This window comes from Pseudomonas sp. NPDC088414 (assembly GCF_044753325.1).
In the GTDB taxonomy this organism is placed as follows: domain Bacteria; phylum Pseudomonadota; class Gammaproteobacteria; order Pseudomonadales; family Pseudomonadaceae; genus Aquipseudomonas.
On the sequence record NZ_JBIVMY010000030.1, the window covers coordinates 1 to 16,328 of the forward strand.

12 protein-coding genes are annotated in these 16,328 nt (G+C 59.3%); 8 read left to right on the top strand and 4 right to left on the bottom strand.

Annotated elements, in window-relative coordinates; genetic code table 11:
- Positions 1-69: hypothetical protein (locus tag ACIP8I_RS21335; RefSeq protein WP_400763802.1), on the bottom strand; the 69-nt coding region annotated here is incomplete at its 3' end.
- 485 nt (positions 70-554) lie between these two features.
- Between ACIP8I_RS21335 and ACIP8I_RS21340 the strand changes: the two genes are divergently transcribed.
- The 3 genes from ACIP8I_RS21340 to ACIP8I_RS21350 all read left to right on the top strand — a co-directional run bounded on the left by ACIP8I_RS21340 (position 555) and on the right by ACIP8I_RS21350 (position 3,519).
- The gene (locus ACIP8I_RS21340; RefSeq protein WP_400763704.1) at positions 555-1,661 is read left to right on the top strand and encodes a GGDEF domain-containing protein; all 1,107 of its coding nucleotides are present in this window, start codon (positions 555-557) and stop codon (positions 1,659-1,661) included.
- Positions 1,654-2,589: an iron-sulfur-binding ferredoxin reductase gene (locus ACIP8I_RS21345; RefSeq protein WP_400763707.1), complete on the top strand. Its 936-nt coding sequence runs from the start codon at positions 1,654-1,656 to the stop codon at positions 2,587-2,589. The genes ACIP8I_RS21340 and ACIP8I_RS21345 overlap by 8 nt, the downstream gene beginning before the upstream one ends.
- Before the next feature lie 180 nt (positions 2,590-2,769).
- Positions 2,770-3,519 carry an enoyl-CoA hydratase-related protein gene (locus ACIP8I_RS21350; RefSeq protein WP_400763710.1) on the top strand — a complete coding sequence of 250 codons (750 nt, stop codon included), beginning with the start codon at positions 2,770-2,772 and terminating at the stop codon, positions 3,517-3,519.
- A 230-nt stretch (positions 3,520-3,749) separates the two neighbouring features.
- On the opposite strand, the gene ACIP8I_RS21355 is transcribed toward ACIP8I_RS21350, so the two are convergent.
- Together ACIP8I_RS21355 and pyk are read right to left on the bottom strand one after the other, a co-directional pair.
- Positions 3,750-5,015 (bottom strand): hypothetical protein, encoded by a 1,266-nt coding sequence (locus tag ACIP8I_RS21355; protein ID WP_400763713.1) that lies wholly within the window; start codon positions 5,013-5,015, stop codon positions 3,750-3,752.
- 229 nt (positions 5,016-5,244) lie between these two features.
- A complete protein-coding gene (gene pyk / locus ACIP8I_RS21360; protein ID WP_400763716.1) occupies positions 5,245-6,696 on the bottom strand; it encodes a pyruvate kinase in 1,452 nt (483 codons plus the stop codon).
- 232 nt (positions 6,697-6,928) lie between these two features.
- Here pyk and ACIP8I_RS21365 point away from each other — a divergent pair, with 232 nt between their 5' ends.
- The 3 genes from ACIP8I_RS21365 to ACIP8I_RS21375 all read left to right on the top strand — a co-directional run bounded on the left by ACIP8I_RS21365 (position 6,929) and on the right by ACIP8I_RS21375 (position 8,330).
- The gene (locus ACIP8I_RS21365; RefSeq protein WP_400763719.1) at positions 6,929-7,279 is read left to right on the top strand and encodes a hypothetical protein; all 351 of its coding nucleotides are present in this window, start codon (positions 6,929-6,931) and stop codon (positions 7,277-7,279) included.
- Between the two features lie 76 nt (positions 7,280-7,355).
- Positions 7,356-7,742: a tol-pal system YbgF family protein gene (locus ACIP8I_RS21370; protein WP_123588638.1), complete on the top strand. Its 387-nt coding sequence runs from the start codon at positions 7,356-7,358 to the stop codon at positions 7,740-7,742.
- A gap of 228 nt (positions 7,743-7,970) precedes the next feature.
- Positions 7,971-8,330, top strand: coding sequence for a PilZ domain-containing protein (locus ACIP8I_RS21375; protein WP_047296093.1), 360 nt, complete (start codon positions 7,971-7,973; stop codon positions 8,328-8,330).
- Between the two features lie 146 nt (positions 8,331-8,476).
- On the opposite strand, the gene ACIP8I_RS21380 is transcribed toward ACIP8I_RS21375, so the two are convergent.
- Positions 8,477-8,851 carry a DUF6124 family protein gene (locus ACIP8I_RS21380; RefSeq protein WP_400763724.1) on the bottom strand — a complete coding sequence of 125 codons (375 nt, stop codon included), beginning with the start codon at positions 8,849-8,851 and terminating at the stop codon, positions 8,477-8,479.
- Between the two features lie 459 nt (positions 8,852-9,310).
- Here ACIP8I_RS21380 and ACIP8I_RS21385 point away from each other — a divergent pair, with 459 nt between their 5' ends.
- On the top strand, positions 9,311-12,667 hold the full coding sequence (locus ACIP8I_RS21385; RefSeq protein ID WP_400763727.1) for a hypothetical protein: 3,357 nt from the start codon (positions 9,311-9,313) through the stop codon (positions 12,665-12,667).
- A complete protein-coding gene (locus tag ACIP8I_RS21390; RefSeq protein ID WP_400763730.1) occupies positions 12,664-16,290 on the top strand; it encodes a Tc toxin subunit A in 3,627 nt (1,208 codons plus the stop codon). Before ACIP8I_RS21385 ends, ACIP8I_RS21390 begins: the two co-directional genes overlap by 4 nt.
- Positions 16,291-16,328: the final 38 nt, after the last annotated feature.

Below are 16,328 nucleotides of genomic sequence, written 5' to 3' on the forward strand. Positions count from 1 at the left end.
GTAATAGGAAATGAACTGCAGGGCGTCGGCAACGCTCTGAATCCGGTCGTCTTGCTTGATCACGGTCATGAGTCGCGCTCCTCTAAAAGACGGGAACATTCAATAAGGTGCCTGCGGCTTGGGTGCATCGGTCGGTCGCAAGCACCTTTCAAGGCACGCCGGGGCTGCTGGCGCGACGCTAAAAAGGCGCGGCAGTATACCGCGCCTCTGCAGGGCATACACGCGCCGGCAGTCATTCGTTGGTCGCATACCGAACACTGCTGGCCCCTGTGGCGAGGGAGCTTGCTCCCGCTCGGCTGCGCAGCAGCCGTAAATCGGTATACACGGTAGAACTGAAATATTGAGTTGGCTGGATTTGGGCCTGCTGCGCAGGCCAGCGGGAGCAAGCTCCCTCGCCACAGAAGGCGGCGTCAATCCGACAATCGGGTCATGCATTTGACGTCAATTTTTGGCGCCGAAAATCGGTGGTCATTTATCGACCGCCCCTCTAAAGTGGCATCCGGTCTGTAGAGTAGGACACTCGGTCAGCCTCCTATCGCACGGTGAGTCAACGATTGACCCATAACGCTATTCAACGTCTTTTGCTCAAACGCTTTGCACTCGCTGCAGCCACCTATGGATTGGCTTTGCTGCTGCTGTGGCTGGCGTTTTTCACCGGGCATTACCCGCAATCATTGAACAGCGTGGCCATCGGCAGCGCGCTGGTGGTGATCTGCCAGGCGACGTTGTTTGCGCTGTTCTGGTCCGGGCGCAATCAGCGCTTCGCCGACCCCAGCCTGACCGAGGCGCAAGTGCTGCTCGGGCTTGGCTGGCAGACCTGGCTGATCGCCCATCTGGATGAAGCACGCGGCGCGTTTCTGGTGTTCTACGTGCTGATCCTGCTGTTCGGCCTGTTTCATTTAACCCGGCGCGCGTTCATTCGTTGCGCGCTGCTGGTGTTTTTCAGTTTCTGTGCGATCACCCTCTGGGACGGCTACCACTTCCGTCTGCCGGATCCGGCATTGGCGGCGTTGCAGGTGTGCATTCTGGCGATGGTGCTGGCGTGGCTGGTGATTTACGCACGCTTCGTCCAGGTTTCACGGCAGCGCATGCGCCAGCGCCGGTTTGCCTTGCAGGCGCATCAGGACACCCTGCGCGGGATGATGCGCCAACTCGAAGATCTGGTGGCCACCGATGAACTGACCGGACTGTTCAATCGCCGGCATTTTCTGCGTCTGGCCTCACGGGAGCTGGCGGAGATGGAACCGGGCGTGGTGCATGGTCTGGCACTGATCGACCTCGATCACTTCAAACGTATCAACGATCTGCACGGTCATGCCGCCGGCGATCAGGTGTTGCAGGCTTTCGCCGGCGTGGCGGGTGCCTGCCTGCGTGACGGCGACGTGCTGGCGCGTTACGGTGGCGAAGAATTCGTGGTGTTGCTGCCCGACTGCGATGCCGAACGCCTGACCGCCTGCTGCGAACGCCTGCGCATTGCTTTCACCGATGTCGAACTGATGGGCCTGAACGTGCGTAACCTCAGCCTGTCGGCGGGCATGACCCTGCTGGAACTGGGCGACGATCTGGACGACGCTTTGCAGCGTGCCGATCAGGCGCTGTACCGGGCCAAGCGCGACGGGCGCAATCGCTGTGCAGCGGCATGGGAGAATGTGGATGCCTGAACTTCGCGTCGGTGACCGGCAATGGTCGGTGGCGGCGGGCAGCAACCTGCTCGACGCCCTCAACCAGAACGGCGTCGCGGTGCCTTACAGCTGCCGCGCCGGCAGTTGCCATGCCTGTCTGGTGCAGTGCGTGAACGGCTTGCCCGCCGACAGTCGCCCGGATGCCTTGAGCGCCGAACAGCGCCAGCAAGGCTGGCGGCTGGCCTGTCAGTGTCAGGTCACGGAAGATTTGCAGGTACACACCTTCGACCCGGTCACCGACGGTCGTCCGGCCGTGGTCGAGGCGCTGGACTGGCTCAGCGATAACGTCCTGCGTTTGCGCCTGACCCCGCAACGACCACTGCGCTACGCCGCCGGGCAGCATCTGGTGTTGTGGATAAACCAGATCGCCAGACCGTATTCGCTGGCAAGCCTGCCGCAGGAAGAGCGCTTTCTCGAATTTCACCTCGACTGCCGCCAGCCCGGCGAATTCAGCGATGCGGCGCGGCGCCTGCAGATCGGTGACCCGATCCGCCTCGGCGAACTGCGCGGCGGCGCCCTGCATTACGACCCGGACTGGCACAGCCGACCGCTGTGGCTGCTGGCGGCCGGCACCGGGCTGGGGCCATTGTTCGGCGTGCTGCGCGAAGCCTTGCGTCAGGATCACCAAGGCGCCATCCGCGTCATTCACTTGGCCCATGACCCGCGCGAACACTATCTGGCCAAACCTCTGGCGGCGCTTGCCGCGCAGCGCGAAAACCTCAGCATCGAGCTATGGACGGCGGCCGAGTCAGCCGCCGCTTTGGCGCAACTGCGCCTTGTTTCCCGGCAAACCCTGGCCTTAGTCTGCGGCTCGACTGCCAGCGTCGATGCGTTTGCCAAGCGTCTGTACCTGGCCGGGTTGCCGCGCAATCAACTGCTGGCGGATGTGTTTCTGACCCGCGGTTGAGCGCTGAATCTGATGTGAAGGTGAACTCCTGTGGCGAGGGGATTTATCCCCGATGGGCTGCGCAGCGGCCCCCAGTTTTGTGAGCGCTGCGCACTCAATCGGGGATAAATCCCCTCGCCACAGCAATCCAGCCTCACCACAAAAAATCTTTGTCAGCCTTTTAAATGTTGAGTAACGCTGATGACCGAAGCCATCCTGCTCGAACGCGAACGCGGTTTGCTCACCCTGCGCCTCAATCGTCCGGACAAGAAAAACGCCCTGACCCGTGCGATGTACAGCCGCCTCGCCGAGGCCCTGAAGCAGGCCGACAACGATCCTGACATCAACGCCGTGCTGATCACCGGCAGCGCCGAGTGCTTCACCGCCGGCAACGACATTGCCGACTTCATCCAGCAACCGCCGAGCGACCTCGACAGCCCGGTGTTTCACTTCATGCTCAACCTGCTCGAATGCCGCAAACCGGTGATCGCCGCCGTGGCCGGTGCGGCGGTGGGCATCGGCACCACGTTGCTGCTGCATTGTGATCTGGTCTACGTCAGCCGCGATGCGCGGTTGCGCATGCCGTTTGTCAATCTCGGGTTGTGTCCGGAGTTTGGCTCCAGCCTTATCCTGCCGCGTCTCCTCGGGCAGGCGAAAGCGGCGGAGCTGTTGCTGCTCGGCGAAGTTTTCAGCGGTGAACAGGCGGCGCAATGGGGCATTGCCACTGAAGCGCTGGGCAGCGGCGAAGCGGCGCTGAACAAGGCGCGGGAGATAGCGTTGCGTTTCGATGAACTGCCAGCAGAGGCGGTACGCATCAGCAAGCAATTGATGAGGGCGCCGGATCGCGAATTGATCCGTAAGGTGATCGAGCAGGAGGGCGCACTGTTCACCCAGCGGTTGCGCTCGCCGGAGGCGTTGGCGGCGTTGACCGGATTCATCAAGCGGCATTGAGTCTTCGGGTGGCTGTACTGCCCGCATCGCGAGCAGGCTCACTCCTACAGGGGAACGCATTTCAAATGTAGGAGTGAGCCTGCTCGCGATAGCATTGGATCAGCCAATACATCTTCAGGCTCAGAATACAAAAAGCCCCGGCATTCACATGGCGGGGCTTTGATGAGGCAAGACAATAACCCGCGTGCAACAGGTTGTCTGCCTGAATTGCCATCAGCGGGGAATGCCCGTCAGCGGGGTAAATACCGCAAGATCATAGGGTATCCAGGTTCCTCGTCTCTAAGCACAAAGGGAATGGCGCTCACGAGGATTTTTTCATCGGACTGCAAGGCAATGATGGCCTTGTACCTTCCTTTTCCGTCGGATGGCAGAGTTTGTTGGACGTACCCGTTGCCGTTTCCGAAGCTGGTATCCGGTGTCCCATTGCTATTGAAACGTGCCAGAACAAGTCGGTGAGTCATGGGCGTGAAAGTGCCTGTCGACCCCACAACGACAGACCGGCCGTCCTTTTGGAATGCACCGGCCTCCCACTGTGTTTCCTTGGCCAGGGCCGTCAGCAATGGCTGACCCTGATTGAATTGAATGTTCGGTTCACCATTGGGCTCGGAGCTGATCAGCAACGCTTTAACATCTGGAAATGCGCCCGCTTTACCAACGCCGGGAATCCGTCCGTTGTTCTGTCGGACAAGCTGTTCGAAAGTTGAAACCCGCACATCGAACACCACGAAACCGTTTCGCAACTTGCCAAACGATTTATCAAGCTCGCCATTCTCGTGCAAGCAGGCAAGCATGGCATGGTGACCTGAGTAGGCGAGCGTCAAGCCTCCAACCACATATTTCTTTTCCTCCTCGTCAACCAGCAAGCTCCGCAACAGACTCGTTGGATTATGAGGGTTTTTGATATGGATAAAGCCTGTAGGGGAGAATGTTGTGTCCGGAGCTCCCTCCGGCGTCAGGCGTATGATCCATCCATAGTAATGAGTAGTGAGAATCTTGCCGTCACGCAGGATCACCATGCCCGTCTGGTCAGCGGCGGAGCTTTCCAGAATTTCAATTGGTTTTGTTGAAAGCGAACCGAGTTTCATACAAACCTGGCCATCCTCGCCAAACGTTTTATCCAGTGATCCATTTTCTTCCAATCGATAAAAATACGAAAAGTTGGTAGAAACAGACGATGCAGATTTGGCGTGAACGATAATCCTGCCATCTTGCAAAGCAAACGAGGAAAGGCCGGCAAACTCGGGAAGTGGGTGTTGGAATAAACCTTTCTCGCCATAATCAAGATCAGGATCGCCATTTAAATCCAGGCGGCCCAGGGTGAAGTAGCTGAAGTTGCCTTTGGAGGTATGCCCGCCGAAATAGATCCAGGAATCCGTTACCAGCAGTTGTTTGATAATGATAGTTCCGTAGTCCGGATTTCCGTTGACTATCGTCACAATTCCTTTGTCGCCGAAATCGGTATCGAGCATCCCGCCGTAAGTTTTTTGACTCGTCATTTTTTCTACCTCGTGCAATTGCAGAAAAAGCAGGTCGTCAGTTCATCGCACGATAGAAAAGCGTAAAAACTCTGAAGATTAATGATCGGACGGGGTTCGATTAGAAGCTTCCATCGTCACCGGCACAACTGTCAGGTCTGACAGTTGTAGAGCCACCCAACAGGTGTTAGCGGGCAATAAAAAAGCCCCGGCACTCACATGCCGGGGCTTTGGTTTTTCAGGGCGTCACTCAGACCTGTGGGTCGCCCACGTGCAGGATCTTCATGCCGTTGGTGCCGCCGGTGGTGTGGTAGCTGTCGCCCTTGGTCAGGATGACCCAGTCACCTTTTTCCACAACGCCGCGTTTGACCAGTTCGTCGATCGCCTTCTGGCTGACTTCATGCGGCTCCAGCGAAGCCGGGTCGAACGGAATGGTGTAGACGCCGCGGAACATCGCTGCGCGCGCCTGAGCTTCGCGGTGCGGGGTGAAGCAGTAGATCGGCACCGACGAACGGATACGCGACATGATCAGCGGGGTGTAACCGCTTTCGGTCAGCGCGATGATCGCCTTGACGCCCGGGAAGTGGTTGGCGGTGTACATGGTCGCCAGCGCAATACTCTCGTCGCAGCGCTCGAATTCCTTGCCGATGCGGTGGCTGGAAGTCTTGCTGGTCGGGTGCTTTTCAGCGCCGACGCAGATGCGCGCCATCGCCTGCACGGCTTCCAGCGGGTAAGCGCCGGCAGCGGATTCGGCCGAGAGCATCACGGCGTCGGTGTAGTCGAGCACAGCGTTGGCCACGTCGGACACTTCGGCGCGGGTCGGCATCGGGTTCTGGATCATCGACTCCATCATCTGGGTCGCGACGATCACCGCCTTGTTGTGGCGGCGTGCGTGCAGAATGATCTTCTTCTGAATGCCTACCAGCTCGGCGTCGCCGATTTCCACACCGAGGTCGCCACGAGCAACCATCACTGCGTCAGACGCCTTGATCAGGCCGTCGAGGGTTTCGTCGTCGGCCACGGCTTCGGCGCGTTCGATTTTCGCCACCAGCCAGGCAGTGCCGCCGGCTTCGTCACGCAGTTGACGGGCGTAGTTCATGTCAGCCGCGTCACGCGGGAAGGACACCGCGAGGTAGTCGACTTCCATTTCGGCGGCGAGCTTGATGTCGGCCTTGTCTTTTTCGGTCAGGGCTGGTGCGGTCAGGCCGCCACCGCGACGGTTGATGCCTTTGTGGTCGGACAGCGGGCCGCCGATGGTCACCACGCAGTGCAGCTCGGTGGCGGTGGCGGTTTCGACGCGCATCACCACGCGGCCGTCGTCGAGCAGCAGCTCGTCGCCCACGCCGCAGTCCTTGACCAGATCCGGGTAGTCGATGCCGACCACTTGCTGGTTGCCTTCGGTCAGCGGATGGCTGGTGGAGAAGGTGAACTTGTCACCGATCTTCAGCTCAATGCGCTTGTTGGTGAATTTGGCGATACGGATTTTCGGGCCTTGCAGGTCACCCAGCAGGGCGACGAAACGGCCGTGCTTGGCGGCGAGGTCACGCACCAGCTTCGCGCGAGCCTTGTGCTCGTCGGGGGTGCCGTGGGAGAAGTTCAGACGGGCGACGTCCAGACCAGCCAGAATCAGCTGTTCGAGAACTTCCGGCGAGTTACTGGCCGGGCCAAGGGTAGCGACGATTTTGGTACGACGGACGGACATGCAAAGACTCCTGAGTTCAAGCGCCAGCGAAGGCTACTATGCTCCGAGGGTGTAGTCATTGTTCGAATGCACTACTTATCGTTTTCTTTATTGAACGTGGTTTTTTCAACGACTGTGACCGGCAACCGCTACCGCTGGTCGGTACTGGTATTTCTTACAGGTGGCACGCAGTTTTTCGATCGATATACAGATTGAATCCCGCCAATGGTGGCGGGGCTGTGAGGCTAACGACATGACAGCTGAAAAAGAAACACACCAGGCGCTGGAACCGCCAGTGATTGAAACCCCAAAAGATGGTGACAAGCCAGGTGTCCGTTTTCGAGTGGAGGGAACAGGAACACCCGGAAATTCCGCGTTCGCCTACAGCACCAGGGATCCCTTGAATCCGCTGTTTGGCCAATTGATCAGTAGCAACCGGCGATGGAATACGTTCCTGGATCTGAGTCAATTCGGTTTTTATGTCGTTGAAAGAAGCCCGGACGGCACGGTTTCGCCAAGGTCACCGGTAGTGACCATCCATCTGGAGTCAACCCCATCTGCACCGAAGGGCGATGCCAACCCTCCCGAGGATGCCCCGCACTGATACCACGCTGACGAGGGCGGCATTGAAGATTTTTCGCGCAAGGTCGATACAGAGCTCAAGACAGGAGAACCTCCCCATGCGATTGTTGCCCATTGCCGCCCTTGCCCTCAGCGTCCTCGCCGTCACGGGTTGCACCCGTTGGTCGATGAACCATCATTTGAACAACGCCTACAGCGCCTACGACCGGGGCAACTGCGAGCAGGTGATGCTCGAACTGTCCAAGGTCGAACGCGCCAGCCGGGCCCGCCCGTATGTGTGGCCGGAAGTGTCGATGATGCGCGGCCAGTGCCTGGAACGGCAAAAAATGTACATCGATGCGGCGCAGACCTATCAGTTCATCATCGCCTCGTACCCCAACAGCGAATACGCCTTCCGCGCCCGCGCGCGTCTGGAAACCCTGCAGAGCCTGGGTCATTACCCGACGCGCAGCGCGGTGGCAGCGCCGGGTCCGCAACGCTTCTGATGCTGGGTGTCATACAAACGCTGGCTGACTGTACAAGCTGAGCTATAGTCCAGTGATCCGGTTCAGGGCCTGACTCTGAACCGGGGCAACACCTGCGACTGGTCGTTGTTGAGGTGATGGCGTATTGGCGACCATCCCACCGGAAGCGGGGAGAGCGCGTCTGCGAGGCAGGCCCGTTCCGAAGCAAAGGTGCGGCTCTGTGATGGAGCCTTGCATGGCGTACTGCGCATGTTTACCGATCGTCGAATCGAACGGCACCAGTTGCCGTACTTCCTCCGGGTGTACAACAGCGTCACCGACAAACCCATCGGTTTTCTGGGCAACGTGTCCGAAGACGGGCTGATGCTTATCAGCCAATTGCCGATGATGATCGGTGCCGAATTCCATCTGCGCCTGAAAATCCCCGCCAGCGATGGTTGCCAGCAGGTCATCGACCTCAATGCGTGCTGCCTGTGGTGTCAGGAAGATGCTACCCCCCTGCATTACGACGCCGGATTCAGCCTGCAGCGTCCACCCCCGGAATATGGGCAACTGGTCGAGGCGCTGCGTCAGTACTTCAGCTTCCAGCCATTGCCGGCTTCGGCCTGACTTCAGCGGCGCTCGCATAATTGCCATCGCGGGCAAGCCCGCCCCCACAGTGTCCGGGTTGATCACGGAATTTGTGCACACCACAAATCCCTGTGGGAGCGGGCTTGCCCGCGAAGGCGTCAGCCCAGACAACGTCTATCTACAGGCTAACCCACAGCAATCGCCCGCTCACTGTCCAGCGTCTTCTCTGCCAGCAACAACCCCATCTCGCTCAACTGATAAATCGCCATCGCCAGATGCCGTGGTTTGTCTTCCAGGCTGTCCGCCAGATCCAGCAGCAGAATGCTCACCGACGAAAAGGTTTCGTAGGTCTGGATGGCGATCGCTTCGGGATTGATGTCGGGCGCGACCCGGAACATCTGCATGCCACGGTCCACGGAGTTGCGCGAGGGCGCTTCGGGTTTGAGGTAGTGATCGAGGGCGCGCTCGGCGGCTTCGTGGAGTTTTTTTGAATCGGGAGATTCGTAGGGCGAGGTATCGGCAGGGGTTGTTTCGGGTGGATTCGGAGTTGCTTTGAACATGGTGATTTTCCCTTAAGTGATGCCAGCACGATCTCGCGACTAAACGAGAGGGTGGCGGCTGAACGCAGGTTAGTCGACCGGGGGAAAGCATCACCAAAAACCGGCGCGCCCGAAGGCGCCCTGCGAACAGCCACCATCGAGTGCGGGGATAGGGAATACCCGACTTGATGACGCTTATGCACATTGGCGATACCCCCCGGGCGACTAAACCCGACCACTGATTGGCAGCGGCACGAACCACGTTACGGGGCATCGGCAAGGCGCACAAGCCGGCGGATTCTGGCGGATCTGTAGGCAAAGGCGCAAGGCGTTGTAGCCTCTCGGCACACTGAAGAAATACCGCGAAATACTCATTACCGTTCGTCGGCACTGTCAGATTTTACAGGTAGGCGAACAGGCGCTTGAGGCGTATCAATTCTTTACGCCGTACCAATGTTGGCAAAACCCGAGAGCGCTCTCATGGCAGACGATAATGAACAACCCGGCCTTGGCAATAACTCCGAAATCACTCCAGCGGCTGATGTCGATGAACCCTTGATGGCGCGACCGTCGCCTCTTTTTCGTACACCCAGGGAAGGTTACGCGCTGGTAACCCCCGTGTATTTTCATATTGAGGCGGGCGAAAGGGGTACTCACGAATACCAGTTGGACGATCAGTATGGTGGTCAGCGGTATACGGGGAATACGAATGAATTGGGTGTATTGTTCAGAAGCGTGCCAGCCGCCAGCCGTGACGGCAGGGGCTTTTTCGGCTTCCGAGCGAGAATCAGGAACGAATGGCAACCATGGGGGTTCGTGTCGTTTGACATCGCAACCAAACCACAGATTACGTCTTTCCAGAGTGGCGCCGAGTTTGGGGCGAGGCCACTTGTCAGCGGTATCAAAGACCCCAGGGCTATAGCGGTTGTTCTGGTTTCTTTTGATAACGGTTCGAGTTATAGCGCAATTGTGCCAACCCCAGGTCAATGGACTTATCAACGTACGACGGACCTCAATCCGGGGCCGCACACCGTCTCTGTCGAGTACTCCATCCCTTGGGATGGGCAAGACAAGGGGCGTACGAGTTACCCCTTTACAGTCGTCTATGATCCTGCGCTGATCACGCTGCCTAAAGAAAATGATGTGATACGTGAACCCAGACCGGAAGTCTCTGGGACAGGGCCCAACGACGGTGTAACGGTCACGGTTTACAGAGAAGGCGCGGTGGGTGGTTCCTACGGTCAGGCAACCGTCAGAAATGGCTCATGGATAGTCAGGCTCACTAAGGATTTGCCCCAAGGTCGTATTGTTTTTCATGCTGAATCGAGCTTCCAAGGTACGCGCATTGGGTATTCGAACAAGGTACCGGTGACGGTCGACTTACGACCGGCCATACCTGCAATAACCTCTCCCGCGAATGCTTCAACGCAAGCAACGACCTTTACTGTGTCAGGTAACAAGGGCGAAGCAGGAGCCAGAGTTGTTTTGTTTGAAGACTTGGGTTCCACCCAAGTGGGCCAGAGCAATGTGTTGACTGGAGAACTATGGAGCACGTCCGTCACCTTACTTCCCGGGCCTGTTTCTCTGGTTGCCAAGCAATTCAAAGGCGATCATGAGTCGGAGCGCAGCCTGGCGCGAATGTTCAAAGTCCGCCCCCCAGCACTGACCAGAGTCAACATCACCTACCCAACCCTCACCACCATCGAGTTTTCCGGGGCAGGTTTTACCGGCGCCACGGTCGAAATCACGATTGTCCGAGGTCCTGCAGGTGCGACACCGCCACCTTCCGTAATCGTGACCGCAGGCAGTTGGAGAACGGCTTCACAGAACTGGCCCATCGGCGACTACGATCTGAAGGTCGTGCAGAAGGTTTCCGATAACGCCGGAGGCTGGATTCCCTCGCAGGAATTTAATTTCAAGGCTTCATCGAAACTTCCACCGCCCTCTGCAGTGAGATACACCAATGACCTATACACTCCGACATTCATCGGCGAAGGAATTGCAGGGGCATCTGTCGAGGTCACCGACAAGCAGACCGGCGCTGCGCTCGCTCCATCGGCTCAGGTCACCACTCAGGGTTGGTCGACCCGTGCCTTCGAGGCGTGGGCACCGGGTTCGACCCGCACCGTGCGTGTGGTGCAGAAGCTCGATGCGGCCGTGTCGGACGCTGTTGAGCTGGTCATCAAGATCGACCGTTTCCCACCGCCGACCGAGCTGGCTTTTACCGTTGTCGACTACAAGCCGCGGATCACTGGCAGAGGGATAGCCGGCGCCACAGTGCAAGTGACGGACAAGCAGACCGGCGCCGCCATTGCACCACCCGCGCCCGTGACGGGCCAGGGCTGGACGGCAGTGGCATTGACACCCTGGCAGCCGAATACAACCAGAATCGTATTGGTGGTGCAGTCCAAAGACGCTTTAGCCTCAGATCCGGTGGAAATGACCATCACCGTTCGGCTGCTGGCCCCCGTCATCACTGCCATCGAAGACGATGGACTCTCACCGAAAATCTCCGGCACCTGCTGGCCCGGCGCGACACTGAGCCTGAAGTACAGCGACAGTGCGACCGAGCACAGACCTGATGGAACCAGCGGCACCTGGACCTTCAAGCGCGAAGCTGGTTTTGCTCCAGACAAAGTGCACACGGTGACGGTCATTCAGACCGTTGCCGGGCAACCGTCACCGCCGGCCTCGGAACCGTTCTCGGTCAGCCCGGAGAAACCGGTCATCACCGAGCCGGATGAAAACGCAGACACCCACTACGACATGATCGTGCGCGGCGATAACGGCTACAGCGGTGCCACGTTGCAGCTGCGGGATGCGCAATTCGACCGGCCGCTGGGGGCGCCAAAACAGTTGGCGGCCCATGGCGCCTGGTTCATCGAACTGAAAAAACTCGAGTTCCGCAAATACCAGATCGATGCCGTGCAAACCATCGCCAGCAGACCCTCTCAGCCCAGTGCCGTGCGCAGTTTTTTTGCCGTGCTGGTGCCGCCGATCATCACGGTGCCGGAGGAGCATCAATCGCTGGCGCGCACCTCGACGCTTCGTGGCACCGGCGAACCCCTTGGGCACGTAACGATCTGGCGTGAAAGTCCGAGCGAAATCCTGCGCGAGAAAGTCTCGATAGACGCCAAGGGTGATTGGTTTGCCGAAGTAACGCTGCCGGTCGGTAACTACACCCTGAAGGCCCGGCAATTTTTCGACACTCATGAATCGAAGGAAAGCCCCCCGCGCACTTACAAAGTGGTGCCCGCCGCGCCGGTTATCGAAAGCCCCGGGCGAGGCGTGCATGTCGGTCGTCGGGTTGTTGTGTCCGGCTTCGGCTACCCCGGTGACACCGTGCTGGTGACGCTGACGGGCAGCAAGGGCTCGGTACGCGCAAGCGCTCCGGTGCTCGAGAATCGCACCTGGTCGCTGACGCTTGAAACGGGGCAGTCCGGCGGCACTGCACAGCTGGTGGCGGTGTCCTCGCGTGATGGGTTCGAGTCCGCCGCCTCGGCTGCACATCCAGTGGAACTGGGTACTTACATGCCCGGGATTGATGAGCCGGCGCCGGGACACTGGGTCGAAAATCCGCTGCGCTTCGCCGGTAAGGGCCGCACGGGCGTGGGGCGCGTGGTGAGTTGGTACGACCCTGATCAAACCTTGCTCGAACACATTGCTGTCACCGATCAAGGCTGGCGCGGCGAGGCGACGCACCCCCTGCTTCCTGGCGGCCACTGGTGCCGATTCCAACAGACCATCACCGACGCTGCGGATGGCTCGACCGTTTCTGACTGGGTCGAAAGCGAACGTTTCGAGGTGACTTCGATTCCACCGGGAGCCCGACCATGACCGAGCCTGTGATCCGCCCAGTGCAGCAGTTGCTGCGGCAAGTGTTCAGCGATGAACAGCGCGAAACCTATGCCGATTTTTGTAATTACCTTGAAAACGGCGGTTCGATTTTCCCGTTGGTCGAACAAGGCATTCAGGGGCTTGTCAGCCATTACCGGATGAATCCCGACGACGCGCAGACCTTTTTACGCAGGGCCAACAGCCTGGCTGTGTTTGTCCGGCGCCAGTTCATCGAACACGCGTTGCGCGGTTCGCAGGCCCCGGTCAAGCGTCCCGACAGCGGTCTGTTGTCGATGGTCGCAGGGCCGAGCTACGAGAGTTTGTTCTCGACCAATTTCGATGGGTTATGCCCACCGCAAGCCCTGGAGTCAATCGCGTCCCCGGTGGCTTACCTGATCGAGTTATTGCGCTGGATCGAGGACAAAATCCACGCCGTTGGCAGTGCCGAAAAGCTCGATTTGCATGAGCGTCGGCAGGATCTGAAAAAGCTGCTGGTCGACTTCAATGCCGTGCATCAGGCGGTGTCGGCGCTGGACATCGTCGTCCCGGTGCTCGAAACGTTTATCAAGGAAAACGATAGCGATACAGACCTCGAAGAGGCACTGATCCAGACCCGTTACCCCAACGGCCTGCCGTACTACCAGCATTGGGTCACGCTGGATTTTGTCGCCCGCGAACATGGCCTGTCGGTGGGCAATATCGCCCACATGGTGGATCTGGCCTATCCCTACTTTCTGCAGCCCGAGGCGTGGGACAACGATGCCGGGCGCGCCTTTACCCATGCGTCGCGGCTGGGACCTTATCAGCGTGAATTGCTGACGGAGGCTCCGATAAAACCTGACGATACAGACGCAAGGGACGCCTATTACGCACGCAACTTCGGCGCGAGCGGATTGGAATGGGTGAATCTCAATCAGGTGAAATTCTTTGGCGAGCGAACGGGGCTGGACACCCGGGATGTCGAGGCGTTGCTGTCGATTCGCGAATTCGCCCCGACACGTTCGGCCAACGTCAGCGTGTATGACAGCGAGCAACCGGGCGCAGGCGAGAGCCAGCGATCCGGCTCGGTCTATCTCAACGCCGCGACCAGCCCGGCGCTCGACATTGATTACCGGCAAGACAGCGAAGCCTTTCTGCATCGTTTGACACAAGCCCCGGACGTCATTGACCGCTACGAACGAATGAATCGCAAGTTGCGCCTGGATCGATGGCTGGAGTTGCCCAGCGAGCAGGTGGATGCGCTGTTGACGGCGGCAATCAGGGCAGAGGCCCGTCCTGCGAAGCTGGCGAATCCGTGGTGGATTTCCACCCATCAGGTGCATGCGCTGGGCCTGTTTCAGTCGCTGCGTGAACGCTATGGCTGTTCGGCAGAGGATTTCTCGGCATTTATCGATGAAATCTCGATATACGGTCGTGCCAATGCGCTGTCACTGTTCGATCGCACCTTCAATGGCCAGGGCAATTATCGCCAGCCCCTGGTGCTGGACCGCGGAACGTTTGCGACACTGCCGGAGCAGGGTGAAGCGGAGTTGACGATCAGCCAGTTGTGCAGCGGATTGGGCATCGATCTGCAGACTTATGTCTACCTGGCAGTAGCGATCGAACGGGCGCACGAGTTCAACGGCACGCTGGAGCGCACCACAGCAGTCATTTCGAGTTTTTACCGGTTGGTGAAGTTGCCACGGCTGCTGGGTATTACTCCGGTCGAAGGCGTGCTGATGCTGACCCTCCTGGGCGGCGAGAGCTGGGTCGACGGGCTGGCAGGTGTGCCGCGCGTGCACTCACGGCTCAATAGCGAAACCACACCGGACGTGCTCAATCTGATTTATGCCCTGCACTCCTGCGTGTCCTGGTGCAAGGATCGCGAGATTCCCGTGCTGTGGATGCTGCAGCAAGTGGCACCGCTGCAGGCCCTGGCGGTTGCCACGCAGGCTGAGCAGCAGTTGTTCGAACAGATCCGCAACCTGCTGCCTGCCGCGCTGTTCAACAATGCCGGGCTGTCGATGGCTGGCGTTCCCTCGCTGGAGGGGCTGGACTGGCTGCGGTTGTTGACCGAACTGGTCGACCCGACGGGTCTGGTCATCGACCTGCAATTACCCGAGACCGACTACCTGAGCCTTGCCCGGCTAAAGTTCGACCAGGCAATCAGGGAGGGGCTGGGCGAAAACGACGCCAGTGTGCGGGGCATTCTCGTCGAGCGAATGCTCGGCGTGCTGTTGAAGGCGCGGGAGGCGCAGGTCTCGGTCGCCCGGGAGTGTCTGGCGGTGTACACCGGCCTTGATACCGAACGCGGGTTGCTGATGCTGATCTGGGCGCAGTCCACGGTTTATCAGTTGTTGTCGCAGGTCAGCGCGCGTGCCGATGCAACTGAGGCACTCAGTCCCGCTGCACGCACCGCAGAGCAACCCGACCCGCTGCTGAGCCTGTTGGCTGATGTGCGCCGCCGTAGTGCTGTGGCGAGCAAGCTGGAACTGTCTGCGGTGTTGCTCGAAGACTTTCTGCAATATGGCCACAAGGCCTGGATGGCTCAGGGCGACCGGCACCTGCTGTCGATCCGCACCTTGTATTACCTGAGCGCGCTGGGTCGGGCCTTCGAGTTGAGCGAGCAGCCGGCGAGCAAACTGCTCGACTACCTGCGTCAGGTCAACGCATTGCCCGACCCTCTGACAGGCCATGCGTTGCGGCTGGCACAGGACGCGGCAGCGTTGCGGCTGGCGGCGTTTTTCGACTGGAGTGTGCAGGAGGTGCGCGAGTGCGTCGGCCGCATCAACCCTGAACTGAGGATCCTCAAGACTTTGCCCCAGCTCGATTTGCTGATGCGTATCCGCGTATTGGCCCGGCACAGCGGCATGGATGCGCTGACGATTTTTCTCGTGGGAAATCTGCCGGAGGACGTAGACAAGGCCGCTTATCAAACCGCCGCCGAGCGCGCGTTGCTCAGCCTCTCGGACACCCGCGAGGCGGTCGTGACCTTCGCCGATGAGGTGACGCAACCGCTGGTCACCATGACCTGTGATGTGAACAAGACCGAGGTGGTGGCCGGTAAACCCGACGAGAAAGTCCTGTTGACCGTGACCCTCAAGGACGCCGACAGCCAGCCATTAAGTGGCGTCAATGTGTACTGGCAAGTGAGCCTCGGCACGATTGTGGCCAAGGCCACTGAAGTCGATGGAACGGTGACGGTCGAGTATCTGCCGGGCAAGGTCATGGGGCAGGAAACGCCACTGTTCTGGCTTGACCTGATCGACGCGCAACAGGCTCCGACCATCAATATTTCCGATGACGCCGAGACGCTGGACTTCCCCGCCCCCTTGAAGGCCCAGGTGCCGCTGGAGCCGGTTCCGGCGGGGCAGGAGGTCGAGCTGTACGCCACGCTGCTCGACAAATATCGAAACCCCGGGCGCAACCGTCTGGTGCGCTGGTCCTTCAAACCTGCCAGCGGCAGCAGCGGCTCGGCGGTGATTCGCCCCGAGCAGAATCATGCCGACTTCGAGGGCGTTACACGGGTGTACGTGTCGAGCACGTCCGGCGGCACGTTCTATTTCAGCGTGCGTTGCGAGGCCAATGACCGCGAAATAGATTTTGACGACCCTATCACCTTTAACGGATTGCTGACTCACTAATGACGGTGTTGGTTGAGACAGTGTTCACCTCAGGATGC